We start from the raw sequence: 18,753 nt of genomic DNA on the forward strand, positions 1-18,753 counted from the left end.
ATCGGATCAATCGACCCGCTGGTCGCTGGCGATCGAGCCCGCAGGCTTGCCCGGAAGCTGCTTGCCCGGGACATACGCGCGCAGGCGCGACAGACGCCCGGCCACGCCATCCCATGCGGTCCCGGCGAACTGCTTCAAGCGTGGCGAGAACCGGCGTTCGATCAGCACATGCACCGCATACGCAATCACCAGCATGAGCAGCAAGGTGCCCCAGAACAGCAGGTGCGCGTTGATGGCCGGGTATGCGACGTTGAAGATCATGAATCCGATGTTCTGGTGGATCAGGTACAGCGGGTAGGTGAGCGCGCCAGCCACCAGCCAGCGTTGCCGGCCAACGGCGCCGGTGCGCCGCAGTGCCACCAGCAGCATGACGACGAAGAACGCGCTGACGATTGCGCCGACCGCGAAGCGGTTCATGTCGGTATGGAAGTGTTGTTCGAATCCGGGAATACCGGCCAGCGATTGCTGCAGCGCCAGCGCCAGGCACGCCGCCATCACGCAGACGCGATAGATCGTCACCCCGCGCGACCAGATAAGGAACGACATCGCGCCGCCGATGAAATACGCCGAGTAGCCCGTGAGCAGCAGGAATCGCAACGAGCCGATCGGGAACATCTCGAGCGCGATGCTTGCCAGCAGCCACAAGCTTAGGAAGAACTGGGCTTGGTGGATCCGTCCGATCGCCACCAGCACCGCCACCAGCGCATAGAACTGCAGTTCGACGAACAGCGACCAGTACACGCCGTCGATCGACGGCACGCCGACGAATCCGCTCAGCATGGTCATGTTCACCAGGTACTGGGGCAGGGTCGCCGAATAGCGCTCTGCACCGAGCACCGCGATCGCGAGGAAGGTCAGCGTGCAGCAGGCCCAGAACGCCGGGTACAGGCGTACGAACCGCGACACCGCGAACGCCTTCAAGCTGCCGCGCGAGGCGGTCATCAGGATGACGAAACCGCTGATCAGGAAGAACAGTTCCACGCCCAGGTAGCCGTACTTGGCGACCGGCGCCAGCAGCGGGTACGGCATGATCGATCGGTCATCGGCGGCGTAGCCGCGGAACGCGTAGTGGAAGAACACCACCGCGAGCGCCGCGGCGAATCGCAGCAGGTCGATCTCGTTGACGCGTCGGCTTTCCATCGGTGCGGTCATGGAGGATCCACTCACGCCCCGGCGGCCGCCGGTTGCATCGCGACGCGGCGCGTTGCGCGCGCCGGGCTGGTGGCCGCCTGCGCCTGGGGATCGCGGGCGAAGTAGAAGCCGTAGTAGCAGTCGATATCGCAGTCCGGCGCGAACGGCACTTCCAGGTGGCGTTCGAACGTCTCCCAGCGGTCGACGATGGAGTAGCCCAGCGCCTGCATGCCGGCGACGAACTCCGGCACCGCCGATACCCGATAGGGGCAGATCGCGAAACCGATGTTCTGCAATGTGAAGTAACCGCGGCTGGGATGCATCGGGACGAGGTTGACCAGCACGTGTGCGGGCGGGCGCTGCAGGCCTCGCAGCAGGTCCGGCAGCGTGTAGTCCAGGTACTGCAGCGCGCCGGCGGTGAACAGCACATCGGCGCCATCGGCGGCCTCGCGCGAGTCCGTGAATGCCAGCCGGCGTTCCGGGTCGTGTTCCGTCGCCCATTCGCGTCCGGCCGCCAACACGGCGGGGACATCGTGGATCAGCCAATGCAGGTCCGCCGGGTAGTCGACGTAGCGGCGAAATCCGTAATAGCTGACGCCGATATGCCCGCCCAGGTCGAATATCCGGCGCTGGCCTGACGCCAGCAGGCGCGACAGCCAATGCACGGCCGGGTAGTCGCTGACCTTGATGTGGTCCAGGTGGCTGCGGTAGATGCGGCCGGAGACCTCCTGGTCGTAGGTGCTCGGCAACGTCGGCGGCGCATCGGCCAGCGCCTGGCCGTAGGTCTGGTAGACGCCGTAGTAGTGGTTGCCTCCCTGGTAGGGGCGTTGAAACAGCCGCCGATAGAGCGGCCGGGCCAGCAACCGCAGTCCCGGAAGCTGGCCGATTTCCATGGCGATGTGCTTGAGCTTGCGGCGCAGGCCGGCCCAGTTGCCACGATGCATCTTCATCCCCTTGGCCCGGACGACCACTGCTACCTGCCTGCTGAAAACGGCACCCGGGCCCCTGCGAGGACAGCGCGGACACATTCGAGCCCAGCCCTGTCCGACTTCCTGTATCCGACGCGTTGGTTGGCGTAGGACCCAACGTCGCTGGGGTCGTTGACGGTGGTTGGCGGCAATGCAGGGGGAAATAGATGACCAGTTCGAGTGGCTCCCGCGAAACTGGCGCGGCCGCATCCGGTCCCATGGATCTGGATGCGGCTTTCGCGGCCGCATCGCGCGACGTCCTGTCGCCGCGGCGCATCACCGTGGCGCTGATGGAGGTCGGGGCTTGGCATCCATGGCGGCAAGACGCGCACGCGCTGCTGGACGCAGCGGAAACGGCGCGGGTCCAGCGGCGGCGCGACCCGGCACAGCGCGACGCGCTGGCGCTGGCCTATGCGTGGCATCGGCTGCTGCTGGCGCGATTGCTGGGCCTGGACCCGGCGGACGTGCCGCTGCAGCGCGACGCGCGTGGCTGCCCTCGGCTGGCCGGTGATCTGGCCCACACCAGCCTGAGCCACGCCGATGGCGTGGTCGCCGTCGCGATGACGACCTCGGGCCCGGTCGGGGTGGACATCGAGTTGGCCACGCGCGCCGCGGTGATGGCCGAGATCGCCCGCTGCGTCTGCCACCGCAGCGAGTCAGAACACTTCGCTGCGCTCATGGGGCCGGCGCGCGCCACCGCCTTCCTGGCGCTGTGGGTCCGCAAGGAGGCGGTGCTGAAGGCGGCCGGGGTGGGGCTCGAGGTGGCCATGGAGACTTTCGCGGCGCCCGAGCACGACGCCTTGCCGTTGCCTGGTGCGCGCTCTGCCGTCGTGCAGGTGCGGATGCTCGAGGCCGGTCCATCCTGCGTCGCGGCGGTTGCCGGCCCGGCCGGCGTCGCGGTGTCGTGCAACTGGCTGCGGCCACCCGCCGCGCGCGGGGTCGGTGGTCCTGCGCACTGGGGGCGCATCGCCGATCCGCTCCATCTGTCCGCGGCTGAAGCCGCCTAGGCGCGCCATGGCCCGCTGGCATCCACTGGTATCGGGAATTTCCACTATGCGCAAGTGCACATGCATGGCGTCACGCGCGGATTTCGTTCGGCCGGGAGTGCACCTGTGAAGACCACGAAATCCAGTCGCAAGGTTCGGGTCATCCGCGCGCTTTGGCTGGCCGAGGTGCTGCTGATCCTGCTGGCGGCCGTGGCCGCGATCAACCTGCGCTTCTTCAACGACCCCGCCGGCTACGAGCTGTTCCTGAGCCGTTCGCCCGTGCGCGTGCTGTTGCTGGCGGTGGTCATCACCGTCGCCATGGCCGCGTTCGGCTTGTACCAGGTCCACGTACGCCACAACCGGCTCGACTTCCTGCTGCGGCTGTTCCTGTCGTTCGCGTTCGGCGGCATCGGCCTGCTGGTGCTGTACTACCTGGTGCCGCCGATCTACATCGGCCGCAGCGTGTTCGCGATGTCGCTGGCCCTGGGCTTCGTCGGCGTGGTCGGCGTGCGTTCGGCCACCCAGCATTTCTTCCGCGGCGATGCGTTCCGGCGGCGGATCCTGGTCTATGGCGCCGGCAACAATGCCGAGCTCATCAACAGCAGCCTGCGCCGCCGCTCCGACCGGCAATCGTTCGTGGTGGTCGGGTTCGTGCCGGTGGCGGGACAGGCCACCGCGGTCCGGGAGGAACTGCAGGTGCGGGCCGACGAGGGATTGTCGGCGCTGGCCAGCAAGTTGCGGGTGGACGAGGTCGTGGTGGCGCCCGATGAGCGGCGCGGCGGCCTGCCGATGGACGAGATGCTGGTCTGCGCCCAGCGCGGGATCTCGATCTCGGACCTGCCGACGTTCTTCGAGCGCGAGGCCGGGATGGTCAAGGTCAACATCGCCGACCCGTCGTGGCTGGCGTTCTCCGGTGGCTTCGATCGCTCGACCCCGCGTCGCCTCAACAAGCGCTTCTTCGACCTGGTCGCGGCCTGCGCCCTGTTGCTGGTCGCCTGGCCGTTCATGCTGCTGGTCGCGCTGTGCATCTGGCACGAATCCGGTGGTCCGATCCTCTACCGGCAAACGCGCGTCGGCGAGAACGGCCGCTGCTTCGAACTGGTCAAGTTCCGCAGCATGCGGACCGATGCCGAGGGCGACGGCGTCGCGCGCTGGGCCAGCCGCGACGACGATCGCAGCACCCGGGTGGGGCGGTTCATCCGCATGACCCGGCTGGACGAGTTGCCGCAGTTGTTCAACGTGCTGCGCGGCGACATGAGCTTCGTCGGTCCGCGGCCGGAACGCCCGCAGTTTGTCGACCTGCTCAACCACGAGGTCCGCTACTACAACGTCCGCCATTGCGTGAAGCCGGGCTTGACCGGCTGGGCGCAGCTGCGCTATCCGTATGGCGCCTCGGTGCGCGATGCCGAGGAGAAGCTGACGTTCGACCTGTTCTACGTCAAGAACCAGGGGCTGGTGTTCGACCTGATGATCCTGCTGCAGACGGTGGAGGTTGTGCTGTTCCGTCGCGGCGCGCGTTGAAGGGCGCGATGGCGAGACCGCCGGATGCGTCGGGCGTCATTGCGCCGAGAGCGTTAACCAGTCCCATGACGCCAGCAGCACCAGCAGGGCCAGGAACAGCACCACGAGCCAGATCGACGATCGGGCGGAGCGCTCGCTCCCGTCACCCGACGGCACGACGGTGGGCAAGCCGGGGCGCGAGACGGACCTCGCCGAGAGCAGCGGATGGCTTGCCACGGCGCGGGGCGTCATGCCCGGCATGCGTCCATAACGACGGTGGAATCGATTCACCGCGACATAGGTTGCGATCAGTTCGGACAGCGCGGCCTGGGCCGCGTCCGACCCGCCATCGGTGCCCGTCCTGTCCGGATGCAGTTGGGCGATGCGTCGCCGGTAGGCGCGCTTGAACTCGTCCAGCGAGCAGTCCGCGGGAAGGTCCAGTTCCGAGTACAGCTGCGGAAAATCGGGTGTCATCGCCGGCCCTCGAGCGTTGCCAATCGTAGCGCGTACGTCGCCGCCTAGGCGCCCGCTTGTTTTTGGCCGCCCACCGCCCAGCGGAACGTTCTCTTCCATGCCGTGACGCCAATGCGTCGGCGACCAAGGGTGGGGGCAGATGCATACAAGGAACGTTACCGATCAAAGGCCGGGGCCATCGGAGCGCGCGAGGCAGGGCGCCACGATGCCCGCGGGCCAAGAGTGCGGCGTACGTGGATCCAGCAAAGGCGAGTGGCAAGTTCGATGAACACGCGTGCAGAGCCGACCGAAGCGGCAATCGATGAGCTGCCGTTGCTGGATGTGCTGCCCGTGCGTGCCCATGCCATCGCCGGCGCATGGCAGCATCGGGTGTTCGAGCTGGACGCGCTGCCGGCCGACGCCGTGTGCGGTTGGTTGAAGCGCCACGACCACGCTGCAGACGCCCTGTTGCTGGCTGCCTTGGCGTTGGTCGAATCACGTCTCGCTGGCGCCCGCCGGGTGCTGGTGACCCGCATCGCCGAGGGGGCCGTCGCGCAGGGCTGCGTGGAAGTCGAAGGGCACGGCAGTTGCGACCAGTGGCTGGCGGCGACGCCGACGTTGGTCGCGCAGGTTGCAGGCAATCCGTCGCCCGCGGCATGGGCCGCGCTCGACGCGGCCTCGCTGGCTGCTGCTGCGCCCGAACCCGTCGTCTCGACCTGGCGCCTGGCGATCGGCGAGACCGCCGATGCTGGAGATCACGCCGAAGAACAGGCGCGCCTGGAGATCACTTTTCGCGCACCGCTGGACGCCGACGCAATCGCGCTGCTTGCCGGCTGCGTGCAACGCGCATTGGCGGCACTGGTCGCGGGGGTGGCCCCGGCGCAGATCGATGTGCTCGACCCGGCCGAGCGCCACAGGCTATTGGTCGAGTGGAACAGCCCGGCCGTATCGCGGCCGACAGGCGATTCGGTCGTCACGCGGTTTGCGGCGATCCGTGATGCGCATGGCGCGTCGATCGCGGTCACCGACGCCTCCACCACGCTGACCTACACCGAACTGGACCGACGCGCCGATACGCTGGCACGGCAGTTGCGCGAAGCGGGCGTGGCAAGCGGCGCGATCGTCGGCGTGGCGATGGAGCGCTCCGTTGCGGCCGTCGTCGCCGTGCTCGGCGTGCTCAAGGCCGGTGCCGCGTATCTGCCGCTGGACCTGGCGCATCCCGCGTCGCGTCTGGCCTTCATGCTCGAGGATGCCGGCGCGGAGGTCGTGGTGGTGGATGGCCGCGGCCCGAAGCCACCGCTGCCGGCCGCGATTCGACTGGTGGATATCGGTGGCGGCACGGAAGCGCCGTTGTCGCCGACCGACCACACCGATCCCGAACCCGACGGCGCGGCGCTGGCGTACGTGATGTACACCTCCGGCTCGACCGGCACGCCGAAAGGCGTCGAGATCCCGCATCGCGCGATCCTGCGCCTGGTCTGCGAGGTCGCCTACATCGACCTGGGGCCGGACACGCGGATGCTGCACGCGGCGCCGCTCGGGTTCGATGCATCGACGCTGGAGATCTGGGGCGCGCTGCTCAACGGCGGCTGCGTGGTCGTGCACGGCGAGGCGCTCCCCAGCGGCGCCGGCCTGGCCGCGACCATCGCCGGGCAGGGGGTGACCACGGCGTGGTTGACCGCCGCACTGTTTAACGCGGTGGTCGACAAGAACCCGCGTCAACTCGCCGGGCTGCGGCAGCTGTTCACCGGCGGCGAGGCGCTTTCGGTCGACCACGTGCGGCGGATGCGCGCCACGGCGCCGGACACGCAACTGCACAACGGCTACGGCCCGACCGAATGCACGACCTTCACCTGCACCTACGCGATTCCAGCGGAAGTTCCCGCAGGCACCAGCGCGATCCCGATCGGCCGCCCGATAGCCGATACCCAGCTCTACGTGCTCAACGCGCGTGCTCAGCCGGTGCCAGTCGGCGTGCTCGGTGAGCTGTACGTGGGCGGCGCCGGGCTCGCGCGCGGCTATCTCAAGCGGCCGCAGCTCAGCGGCGAGCGGTTCGTCGCCAATCCGTTCGGGGAACCGGGCGAACGGCTGTACCGCACCGGCGACCAGGTGCGCTATCGGACTGATGGCGTGGTCGAGTTCGTCGGGCGCGCCGACACGCAGGTCAAGATCCGCGGTTTCCGCATCGAGCTGGGCGAGATCGAATCGGTGCTAGGTGCGCACCCGGGCGTGCAGTCGTGCGCGGTGGTGGCCTGCGCCAATGGCCGCGGCGACAAGCGCCTGGTGGCGTACTACGTCGCCGGCGATGCGCTGCCGACCGCGCAGGCGCTGCGCGCGCATCTGGGCGCTGCATTGCCGGAGTTCATGGTGCCGGCGCGCTACCTGCGGCTGGAGGCATTGCCGGTCACGCCCAATGGCAAGCTCGACCGCCGCGCATTGCCGGCGCCGGATGACGCGCGCCCCGAACTGGCGAACGCGTACGAGGCGCCCGGCAATGCCACCGAGTCGCGCATCTGCGCGCACTACGGCGCATTGCTCGACATCGCCAAGGTCGGGCGCCACGACAACTTCTTCGAGCTCGGCGGCAACTCGTTGCTGGCGATGCGCCTGCTCGAGTTGCTGCGCGCTGACCGAAGCGCGAACAACGCCGGTGCAGGCGAGGATTACGCGCTGGCGGCGATCAGCCTGTTCCGCAACCCGACCCCGGCGACCCTGGCCGCGGCGCTCGACGGACGCGCCGCCAACGCCATCGACCCGGCCCGCATGGCGCCCGGCGCAATCCGCAGCGGCGACGCCACGGAAGACGACCCGATCGCGATCATCGCCATGGCCGGCCGCTTTCCGGGCGCCGCCGATGTCGAGGCGTTCTGGGACAACCTGTGCGAAGGCCGCGACTCGATCACGGTGTTCGCGCCGGACGAACTGGACCCCTCGATCGGCGCGGCCGAACGCGACGACCCGGCGTATGTGCCAGCGCGCGGGGTGATCGACGGTGTCGAGCTGTTCGACGCGGGCTTCTTCGGGATCAGCGCCAAGGAAGCCGAGCTGATGGATCCGCAACAGCGCATCTTCCTGGAGCTGTGCTGGGAATGCATGGAGCGCGGCGGCCAGGTGCCCGACGCGTCGACCGGGCCGGTCGGCGTGTTCGCCGGCATGTACAACGCCAGCTACTTCCAGCGGCATGTGGTCACGCGCCCGGACCTGATCGACAAGCTCGGTGCGTTCCAGGTGATGCTCGGCAACGAGAAGGACTACGTCGCCACCCGCGTAGCGCACAAGCTCAACCTCACCGGCCCGGCGATCAGCGTGCATACCGCGTGCTCGACATCGCTGGTCGCGATCTGCCAGGCGGTGGCCAGCCTGCGCGCCGGCCAGTGCGACATGGCGCTGGCCGGCGGCGCCTCGGTGACGTGCCCACCGCGCAGCGGTTACCTGTACCAGGAGGGCGCGATGCTGTCGCCCGACGGCCACACGCGCAGCTTCGACGCGCGCGCGCAGGGCACGGTGTTCAGCGACGGCGCCGCGGTGGTGCTGCTCAAGCGCCTGTCCGATGCGCGCGCCGACGGCAATCCGGTGTACGCGGTGATCCGCGGCGGCGCAATCAACAACGATGGCGGCCACAAGGCCAGTTTCACCGCGCCCAGCAGCGACGGCCAGGCGGCGGTGATCGCAATGGCGCATGCCAACGCGCGGGTCGATCCGCGCAGCATCAGTTACGTCGAAACCCACGGCACCGCGACCCCGCTCGGCGACCCGATCGAGATCGAAGGGCTAACTCGCGCATTCCGCCGCGGCACCGACGACGTGGGCTTCTGCACGATCGGCTCGGTCAAGAGCAACGTCGGGCACACCGTGATCGCCGCCGGCGCCGCGGGCGTGATCAAGACCGCGCTGGCGCTGGCGCAGCGGCGTATCCCGGGCACGGCGCATTTCGAACACGCGAACCCGGTGATCGATTTCGCCAGTTCGCCGTTCGTGGTCAATGGCGGTCTGATCGACTGGCCCGACCACGGCGCGCCGCGCCGCGCCGGGGTCAGTTCGTTCGGCGTCGGCGGCACCAACGCGCACGCGGTGCTCGAGGAAGCGCCGGCCGCGCCGGTGTCCGAGCCCGCGCACGGCCCGCAGTTGCTGGTGCTGTCGGCGCGCACGCCGGCGGCGCTGGGGCAGGCGATGTCGAACCTCGCGACCCACCTCGAAAGCAACGCCGAGGCCAACCTGGCCGACGTGGCGTGGACACTGGCGACCGGGCGCAAGGCGTTCGCGCATCGGATCGCGGTTGTCGCCGACGACGTCGCCGCGGCGGCGGCCGCGTTGCGCGACGCCGACACGGTCTCCGCCGCCGCGCGCAGTCGTCCCGCGCGTTCCAGCGAGGTGGTGTTCCTGTTCCCGGGCCAGGGGGCAACCTATCCGGGCATGGGCCGCGGCCTGCACGCCAGCGAACCCGCGTTCCGTGCCGCGTTCGACGAGTGCGCCGAGGCGTTGCGCGGCGAACTCGGGTTCGACCTGCGCGAGCGCGTGTTCGGCGACGACCCGGATGCGCTGTTGCCGACCGCCGTGATGCAGCCGGCGACGTTCGCGATCGAGTACGCGCTGGCGAAGTTGTGGATGAGTGTCGGCCTCACGCCGGCGGCGATGGTCGGCCACAGCGTCGGCGAGTTCGTCGCGGCGACCCTGGCCGGCGTGTTCGCGTTGCGCGATGCGCTACGCCTGGTCGCGCGCCGCGGCGCCCTGATGCAGGCACAGCCGGCCGGCGCGATGGTGTCGGTGCGGATGCCACTGGACGCCCTGCTGCCGCGCTTGCCGGCGCAGCTGTCGCTGGCGGCCGAGAACGCGCCGGGCGCCTGCGTGGTCGCCGGGCCGCTCGACGCGGTGGCGCGGTTCCAGGCCGCGCTGGAAGCCGACGGTGTTGCCTGCCGCGCGTTGCGCACTTCGCACGCGTTCCACTCGGCGATGATGGAGCCGATGGTCGCGCCGTTCCTGGCCGAGGTGGCCGCGACGGCGCGCGCCGCGCCGCGGCTGCCGCTGGTCTCGACCGCGAGCGGCGAGTGGCTCGACGCCGACACCGCGACCTCGCCCGCATACTGGGCCCGCCACCTGCGCGAGCCGGTGCGCTTCGCCGCCGCGCTTGGCCGCGCGCTCGAGGAGCCGGCGCGGGTGCTGCTCGAAGTCGGCCCGCGCGCGAGCCTGTGCGGCCTCGCGCGCCAGCACCCGCTGGTGCAGAAGCAATCGATCGGCGCGGTGGCGACGCTGGCCGACACGCCAGCCAGCGAGCCCGCCGATTTCCGCAAGGCCGCCGGGCAGCTGTGGTGCCGCGGCGTGGCGGTCGATCCGGCGGTATTCGATCGTCGCGGCGTGCGCCAGCGCCTGCGCCTGCCCACGTACCCGTTCGAGCGCCAGCGCTACTGGCTGGAAGCCGCCGTCGCGACGCCGTCCACCCTTGCGCCAGCGGTGCCGCAGCCTGCTGCCGCAACCATCACCCCACAGTCCGTCGTCGCGTCTGCGACGACGTTGGAGCCTGTCATGTCGCCATCCGCCCCGGCCGCGGCCGCCAACCCCGCACCGTCGCCCAGCGCCGACCGCAAGCCGCGCCTGGTCGCGCAGCTCAAGGACCTGTTCGAGGACGTGGCCGGGTTCGACCTGGCCGATGCCGACGCCGATGCCAACTTCATCGAGCTCGGCCTCGACAGCCTGATGCTGACCCAGGTCGCGCTGCAGCTGCAGCGATCGTTCCCGGTCAAGATCACCTTCCGCCAGCTCATGGGCGAATGCGCGAGCCTCGACAAGCTCGCGGCGATGCTCGACGCGCAGTTGCCGGCCGAGGCGATCGCGGCGGCGGTTGCGCCGACCTCCGTCATCGCACCGGCGGCAGCCGCGCCGGTGCCCGCGGCCGTCGCGCCAGCCGCGATGCCCACACCGATGCCAATCATCGGCGTCGGCGACGACTTCGCCCGCCAGCTGATCGCCCAGCAGATGCAGCTGATGTCGCAGCAGCTCGCGCTGCTGTCGGGGAGCACCGCCGCGGGCACGGCCGCGCCTGCTTTCGCGCCCGCCGTAGCGGCCGCGCCGACAACGCCGGCACCGCCAACCGAGCCGCCGCCCGTTGCCGTCGCCACGCCCGATGCACCGGATGCCGCGGCCGAGGAAGCCGCGCTCGCCCACACCCAGTACGACGTCAAGAAGGCGTTTGGCGCGATCGCGCGCATCCACAACAGCAATGCCAATGCCGAGCTCAGCGGCCGCCAGCGCGCGCGGCTGGACGCTTTCATGCGCCGCTACATCGCGCGCACCCAGCGTTCCAAGGACTACACCCAGGAGCACCGTTCACACCTGGCCGACCCGCGCGTGGTCAACGGCTTCCGCCCGCTGCTCAAGGAGATCACCTACCAGGTCGTGGTCGGCCGTTCGCAGGGTTCGCGCGTCTGGGACCTGGACGGCAACGAGTACATCGACGTGCTCAACGGCTTCGGCATGAACCTGTTCGGCTGGCAGCCCGAGTTCGTGCTCAACGCGGTCAAGCGTCAGCTCGACCTGGGCTACGAGATCGGCCCGCAGCACCCGCTGGCCGGGGAAGTGGCGCGGCTGGTGTGCGAACTCACCGGCTTCGCCCGCGCCGGGCTGTGCAACACAGGCTCCGAGGCGGTGATGGGCACCATCCGCATCGCCCGCACGGTCACTGGCCGCAACACGCTGGTGATCTTCACCGGCTCCTACCACGGCATCTTCGACGAGGTGATCGTGCGCGGTACCAAGACGCTGCGCTCGATCCCGGCGGCGCCGGGGATCCTGCGCAACACCGCCGAGCACGTGCTGGTGCTCGACTACGGCACCCCGGAAAGCCTGCAGATCATCCGCGAGCGTGCGCACGAAATTGCCGCGGTGCTGGTCGAGCCGGTGCAGAGCCGGCGCCCCGACTTCCAGCCGCGCGAGTTCCTGCAGGAACTGCGCACCATCACCCGCGACGCCGGCGCATTGCTGATCTTCGACGAGGTCGTGACCGGGTTCCGCGCCGACCCGCGCGGCGCGCAGGAAGTGCTCGGCATCGACGCCGACCTGGCCGCCTACGGCAAGGTGGTCGGCGGCGGTTTCCCGATCGGGGTGATCGCCGGCAAGCGCGAGTACATGGACGCGCTCGACGGCGGTTACTGGCAATTCGGCGACGACTCGATCCCGACCGTGGGCGTGACCTATTTCGCCGGCACGTTCGTGCGCCACCCGCTGGCCTTGGCCGCGGCCAAGGCGGTGCTCGAGCACCTCAAGGCGGCCGGGCCGGCGCTGCAGCAATTGCTCAACGCGCGCACCGCGGCGATGGCCGGCGAGCTCAACGCGTTCTGCGAGGAAGTCGGCGCGCCGATCGAGGTAAAGCACTTCGCCTCGTTCTGGAAGACGTTCTTCACCGAAGAGCACCCGCTGCAGGATCTGCTGTTCGCGATGATGCGCAGCCGCGGCATCCACATCCTCGACCACTTCCCGTGCTTCTTCACCACCGCGCATTCGGAAGCCGATTTCGCCGCGATCGTGAAGGCGTTCAAGGAGTCGGTGTTGGAGCTGCAGGCCGCCGAGTTCATCCCGCGCCGCCGCGACGCCGAACTGGTGACGCTCGACGCCAACCGGCCCCCGGTGCCGGGCGCGCGGCTCGGCCGCGACGCCGATGGCCAGCCGGCGTGGTTCGTGCCGCATCCCGAAATCTCCGGAAAGTTCATCAAGGTGAGCGCATGAACAACGCCGTCAATGCCCCGCAGTCGGTCGCAGCTCCCGAGGGGATTGCTCCTGAGGGGCTGGTCGACTACGACCCGTTCGCGCAGACGGCGCTGGCGCGTGTCGTGCCGATCACCGAGCCGCAGCGCGAGGTGTGGCTGGCAGACAAGCTCGGCAGCGAAGGCTCGCTGGCGTACAACGAGTCGATCTCGCTGCACCTGCGCGGCGCGCTGGACGCCGACGCGCTGAGCGCGGCGGTACGGGAACTGGGCGAGCGCCACGAATCCCTGCGCGCGACGATCAGCCCGAGCGGCGACGAGTTGTGCATCGCCGAGCACATCGAGCTGGAAACCGCGCGCCGCGACCTGTCGGCGCTGGCGCCGGACGCGCGCGCCGCGGCGCTGGGCGAGCGCCTGCGCGCGGTGGTCGCCACGCCGTTCGACCTCGAACACGGCCCGCTGCTGCGCGCCGAGTTGCTGCGCCTGGCCGACCAGGAGCACGTGCTGCTGCTGACCGCGCACCACATCGTCTGCGATGGCTGGTCGTTCGGCGTGCTGGTGCATGACCTCGCCGCCAGCTACGCACGCCGCGTCGGCCAACCCGGCGCGGGCGTGCTGCCAGCGGCGCAGTCCTTCGCCGACTACGTCGATGGACAGGCGGCCTGGGCGAACAGCGCGCAGGCGCAGGACGACGAGCGTTACTGGTTGTCGCGCTTCGACGGTGCCGTTCCGGCGCTCGAGTTGCCGGTGGACCGCCCGCGGCCGCGGCAGCGCACGTTCGCGGCCTCGCGCGAGGACGTGCTGCTCGATGCCGACCTGGTGGACGCGCTGCGCAAGCTCGGCGCGCGCCGCGGCGCGAGCCTGTTCGCTACCCTGTTCACCGCTTTCACCAGCGTGCTGCGGCGCCTGTCGGGCCAATCCGACGTCGTCGTCGGTATCGCCGCGGCGGGGCAGGCGGTCGGCGGCCATGGCGCGTTGGTCGGGCATTGCGTCAACATCCTGCCGGTGCGCTCGGAGATCGCGCCCGACACCGGCTTCGCCGCGGCAATCGAGGCGACCGCCGGATTGCTGCTCGATGCGTTCGATCACCAGCAATACACGTTCGGCACGCTGCTGAAGAAACTCGCGATCCCGCGCGATCCGGCGCGGCTGCCGCTGGTGAGCGTGCTGTTCAACCTCGACCAGCCGCTGGACGAGTCGACGGTGGCGTTCCCGGACCTGGAGTTCGAATGCAGCGCCAACCCGCGTAGCCACGAGAACTTCGAGCTGTTCGTCAACGCGGTGCCGGTGACCGGCGGCCTGCGGCTGGAGTGCCAGTACAACCGCGACCTGTTCGACGCCGCCAGCATCCGGCGCTGGATGGGCGCTTACGCCACCTTGCTGCGCGCCGCGGTGGAGCAGCCGGATCAGGCAATTGCGACATTGCCGCTGCTGGATGCGCCGGCGCGCGCCGAACTGGTGGCGCTGCAGCCGGCGCCAACGGCCTACGACCGGCAGATGCGCGCGCACGAATTCTTCGAGGTGCAGGCCGACCGAACCCCGGCGCGGGTCGCGGTGCGTGCCGGCGCCACCACGCTCAGCTACGCCGAGCTGGAGGCGCGCAGCAACCGCATCGCGCAGCTGTTGCGCGCGCGCGGCGTGCGTCGCGGCAGCCTGGTCGGGCTGGCGCTGGACCGCGACGCGGACATGCTAGCGGCGGTGCTGGCGGTGCTGAAGGCCGGAGCGGGGTACGTGCCGCTGGACCCGGCGTTCCCGGACGAGCGCCTGGCCTACATGGTCGAGGACGCCGGCCTGGCCGCGCTGCTGACCCAGCGCGAGCACGCCGCGCGCTTCGACCTGCAGGGCCGGCCGGTGCTGGTGCTCGACGCGCTGGGTGCCGAACTCGACGCCGCGGCCAGCGATCGCCTCGGCCGCGACGAGGCTGCGGCGCTGCCCGACTCGATCGCCTACGTGATCTACACCTCCGGCTCCACCGGCCGCCCCAAGGGCGTGCAGGTGCCGCACCGCTGCACCGCGAACTTCATCCCGGCGATGCAACAGGCACCGGGCATGAGCGCCGACGACGTGCTGGTGTCGGTGACCACGCTCTCGTTCGACATCGCCTTCATGGAGCTGATGCTGCCGCTCAGCGTCGGCGCGCAGGTGGTGATCGCCAGCCGCGAGCAGCAACGCGACGCGGCCGAACTGCGCAAGCTGGTCGAGGGCAGCCAGGCCACTTACCTGCAGGCCACCCCCGCGGGCTGGCGCCTGCTGGTGGAATCGGGATGGCAGGGCCGCCCCGGGTTCAAGGCCGTGTCCGGCGGCGAGCCGCTCGCGCTCGATCTGGCCGAAGCCCTGCTAGCTCGCTGCGGCGAAGTGTGGAACGGCTACGGTCCGACCGAGACCACGATCTATTCGAGCTACTGGCGCGTGCAGAACCCGCGCGCCGGCATCGTCATCGGCCGACCGGTCGCCAACACCCAGGTGTGGGTGCTCGACGAACAGCGCCAGCCGTGCCCGATCGGCGTGCCCGGCGAGCTGTGGATCGGCGGCGACGGGGTGGCTCTGGGCTACCTCAACCGCCCCGAGCTGACCGCCGAGCGCTTCGTCGATGATCCGTTCTCGGACGCCGCGGGCGCGCGCCTGTACCGCACCGGCGATCGGGGGCGCTGGCGCAACGACGGCACCATCGAGCACCTCGGACGCCTCGACTTCCAGGTCAAGGTGCGCGGCTACCGGATCGAGCTGGGCGAGATCGAGGCCAACCTGGCCAGCCACCCCGATGTCGCCCGCTGCGTGGTGATCGCGCGCGAAGACCGGCCGGGCGACGTGCGGCTGGTCGGCTACGTGGTGGCGCGCGAGGGCGCGCAACCGGAAGACAAATCGTTGCTCGCCCACCTGCGTGCGGTGCTGCCCGACTACATGGTGCCGCAGCACCTGGTGTGCCTGGCCGCGATCCCGCTGCTGCCCAACAGCAAGGTCGACCGCAACGCGTTGCCGGCCCCGGACCTGCTGGCCCAGCGCGCGCCCGAACGCATCGCACCGCGCACCGAACTGGAGCGCCAGATCGCGGCGGTGATGGAGCAGGTGCTGGCGTTGCCCGAACTGGGCGTGGACGACAACTTCTTCGCGCTCGGCGGCCATTCGCTGCTGGCCGCGCAGCTGACCACGCGGCTCAACCGCGAGCTGGGCGTGTCGCTGTCGCTGCGTGCGTTGTTCGATGCACCGACCGTGGAACGCCTGGCGCACCTGCTGGAAAGCGATGCCGCCGCCGGGGTCGCCCCACCGCCGCCGATCGAACGCCGTGGCGACCAACGGCGCGCGCCGCTGTCGCTGATGCAGGAGAGGCTGCGGATGCTCGAGGAGTTCAACCCGGGGCAGGTGTCGTACAACACGCCGTCCGGGCACCGCCTGTCCGGCCCGCTGGACGTAGCGTTGCTGGACCGCGCGCTGCGCGACCTGGCCCAGCGCCAGACCGTGCTGCGCACCACCATCGGCATGCACGCCGGTGAACCGGTGCAGGTGATCCACGACGACATCGAGACCGGCCTGCTGCAGGTCCAGGACCTGTCGCACCTGCCAGCGGCGGCTCGCGAGGCGGAACTGGCCACGCGCCTGCGCGCGCTGGTGGAAGTGCCGTTCGCCGATCTCAGCCAGGCCCCGCTGTTCTGCGCGCGCTTGTTCAAGCTCGACAGCGACGAACACGTGCTGTTCTTCATGCCCCACCACATCATCTGGGACGGCTGGTCGTTCGACCTGCTGTACGCGCAGCTATCGGAGCTGTATGCGGCGCACGTCGAGGGCCGGCCGCCGACGCTAGCCGAGCTGCCGGTCACCTACGGCGACTACGCGGCGTGGCACCGCGAATGGGTCCACGGCCCGGAGTACGCGCGGCAGTTGGCGTTCTGGCGCGAACGGCTGGGCGGGCAGGGCGGCGAGCGGGTCAAGCGGCTGCAGGCGATGCCGACCGACAAGCCGCGCCGCGCCGGCATGTCCGGGACGGGCAGCTCGCAGGTCGTCGCGGTGCCCAAGGACTTGACCATCGCGCTGCGCGACACCGGCCTGCAGCTGGACGCGACCTTGTTCGTCATCCTGCTTACCGCGTACTACGCGCTGATGAGCCGCCTGACCGGGCAGCGCGACCTGGTGGTCGGCACTCCCGTGCGCGGCCGCAACTCGGCCCAGGTCGAGGAGCTGATGGGCTACTTCACCAACCTGCTGCCGCTGCATGTCGAGGTCGATCCGGCGCAGTCGTTCGCCGATACGGTGAAAGCCGTCAAGGCGGTGGTGCTGGACAGCTTCGCCAACCCGGACATCCGCCTGGAGGACCTGGTGCGCGAGCTCAGCCTGCGCAGCGCCGGCGGCGGCGCGATGCTTTACCAGTCGCTGTTCTCGTTCCAGGACATCCGCCAGCGCGTCACCCAGTGGGGGCCGCTGCGGCACGAGCGCGTGGAGGTGTTCCAGCCGGCGGCGACCGAAGACCTGGGCATGTGGTTCATCGAGGACGCGGCGGGGTTGACCGGCGGGCTGATCTACAACTCCGACATCTTCCACGACGCCACCATCGTGTTGCTGAGCCAGCGCTACCTGGAGGTGCTGTGTGCGATCGTGCGCGACCCGACCCAGTCGATCGAGGCGCTGACCCGGTTCAGCGATGGCGAGTCGGCGTTGATCGGGGATGCCGTGGCAGTCGCGGGCGAACGGTCGGCCACCGACCAGGCCCGCTTCGACGGCGCGGCCGGCGCGCAGCGCCCGGCGCGCATGCAGGCGGCCAGGCCGATGCCGGCCAACGCCGACCCACGCGTGCGCTACCTCGTCGACCTATGGACCGAGTTGCTCGGCACCCGGGTCGAGCCCGGCGACAACTTCTTCGACCTGGGCGGCAACTCGATGCTCGGCGTGCAGATGGCCGAGCGGGTCGCGCGCGATACCGGGCTGCGCATCAAGCTGTTGCGCCTGGCATCGCAGAACCTCGACGAAATCGCGGCCGACCTGCCGGCGTCGTTCGACCCGCATCGCCCGGCCGGACTTCGCAGCCGGTTAGCCCGCAACGTCCGGCGCCTGTTCGGCGGCACGGTCGCGGAGACACCCCAGTGAACGGCCCGCCGTTCACTGCGATGGCAGCCGCCAGGGCCGATATCGGCTCGCGGGTGCATGGCAGCAGAGCTCAACGGTGGGCCGCATGGGCGACGCGTTGACCCTGCAGGCGAACAGGACCGGCATCGGCGCCTGGGAGCCGTTCTGGCTGGGCGACCCGGGCCGGCAGCTGTACGCGTCGCTGCATCGGTCCGCGATAGCCGGTCCGCGGTTGGGCGTGCTGTTCGCGGCGCCGCTGTTCCACGAGCAACCGCGCAGCCGTCGCCTGCTGGCCGAAATGGCGAGCGGTTTCGCCGCGATGGGCTTGCCGTCGCTGCGTTTCGATTTTTTCGGGACCGGCGACTCCGGCGGCGACAGCGACCAGGCCGACTTCACCTCGATGTGCGCCGACCTGACGCTGGCCGCGCAAGCGCTGCGTGCGCAGGCGCAGGTGCAGCGGATCGTGGTGTTCGCGTGGCGCGCGGCGGCGTTGCCGGTGGCGCGCTGGATCGGCGAGGGCGGTGATCCCGACCTGGTGGTGCTGTGGGAACCGATCATCGATGGCGCCAGCTGGCTGGCGGAGCTGCAGCGCGCCGATGCCGCCGAGCGCAATTCCGCGAGTCGCTACCGGCCCGATCATGCCGGTGCGGTGCCTGCCGATGAGCGGCAGCTGATGGGCTTGGCGGTATCGCCGCGATTGCTCAGCGACATCGCCGGCGCGCGCCTGTCGGGACACGCGCCGACCCACGCGCCGACCCAGGGCGCCCGTTACTGGGCGGTGCTGCGGCCTGTCCAATCGTCGCCGCAACAGAAGCCGGAACTGGCGTTGCAGCGGGTGTTCGACCTGCCGGTCGACTCACCAGACCTAGGCAGTGGCTTGCGGATGGACTCGGGGTTGTTTGTCGGGCCCTCCTTGAAGCGTACGGCCGAAGAATTGGCGTGGGCATTGCTGGAGGAGGGCTGAAG

General features: G+C 70.0%; 8 protein-coding genes. 5 read left to right on the top strand and 3 right to left on the bottom strand.

The annotated features are described in order from the left end of the window. Positions 1-6 precede the first annotated feature (6 nt). Positions 7-1,152, bottom strand: a complete 1,146-nt coding sequence (locus tag ACFQZQ_RS01100; RefSeq protein ID WP_386810845.1) for an acyltransferase family protein — start codon at positions 1,150-1,152, stop codon at positions 7-9. A gap of 11 nt (positions 1,153-1,163) precedes the next feature. After that, positions 1,164-2,081 (bottom strand): methyltransferase, TIGR04325 family, encoded by a 918-nt coding sequence (locus ACFQZQ_RS01105; RefSeq protein ID WP_386810846.1) that lies wholly within the window; start codon positions 2,079-2,081, stop codon positions 1,164-1,166. A 236-nt stretch (positions 2,082-2,317) separates the two neighbouring features. On the opposite strand from ACFQZQ_RS01105, the gene ACFQZQ_RS01110 reads away from it, so the two are divergent. Next, positions 2,318-3,106: a 4'-phosphopantetheinyl transferase family protein gene (locus ACFQZQ_RS01110; RefSeq protein ID WP_386810847.1), complete on the top strand. Its 789-nt coding sequence runs from the start codon at positions 2,318-2,320 to the stop codon at positions 3,104-3,106. A 105-nt stretch (positions 3,107-3,211) separates the two neighbouring features. Continuing rightward, positions 3,212-4,606, top strand: coding sequence for a TIGR03013 family XrtA/PEP-CTERM system glycosyltransferase (locus tag ACFQZQ_RS01115; protein WP_386810848.1), 1,395 nt, complete (start codon positions 3,212-3,214; stop codon positions 4,604-4,606). Between the two features lie 36 nt (positions 4,607-4,642). On the opposite strand, the gene ACFQZQ_RS01120 is transcribed toward ACFQZQ_RS01115, so the two are convergent. Further along, complete coding sequence (locus ACFQZQ_RS01120; protein ID WP_386810849.1) at positions 4,643-5,059, bottom strand: J domain-containing protein; 417 nt, start codon at positions 5,057-5,059, stop codon at positions 4,643-4,645. Between the two features lie 264 nt (positions 5,060-5,323). Between ACFQZQ_RS01120 and ACFQZQ_RS01125 the strand changes: the two genes are divergently transcribed. The 3 genes from ACFQZQ_RS01125 (at position 5,324) to ACFQZQ_RS01135 (ending at position 18,751) form a co-directional block, all read left to right on the top strand. Beyond that, complete coding sequence (locus tag ACFQZQ_RS01125) at positions 5,324-12,754, top strand: amino acid adenylation domain-containing protein (RefSeq protein WP_386810850.1); 7,431 nt, start codon at positions 5,324-5,326, stop codon at positions 12,752-12,754. Next, positions 12,751-17,808 carry an amino acid adenylation domain-containing protein gene (locus ACFQZQ_RS01130; protein WP_386810851.1) on the top strand — a complete coding sequence of 1,686 codons (5,058 nt, stop codon included), beginning with the start codon at positions 12,751-12,753 and terminating at the stop codon, positions 17,806-17,808. Before ACFQZQ_RS01125 ends, ACFQZQ_RS01130 begins: the two co-directional genes overlap by 4 nt. Before the next feature lie 85 nt (positions 17,809-17,893). Beyond that, positions 17,894-18,751 (top strand): hypothetical protein, encoded by an 858-nt coding sequence (locus tag ACFQZQ_RS01135; protein WP_386810852.1) that lies wholly within the window; start codon positions 17,894-17,896, stop codon positions 18,749-18,751. Positions 18,752-18,753: the final 2 nt, after the last annotated feature.

The sequence above is a fragment of the Lysobacter koreensis genome (assembly GCF_042677045.1).
GTDB lineage: Bacteria > Pseudomonadota > Gammaproteobacteria > Xanthomonadales > Xanthomonadaceae > Lysobacter_K > Lysobacter_K koreensis.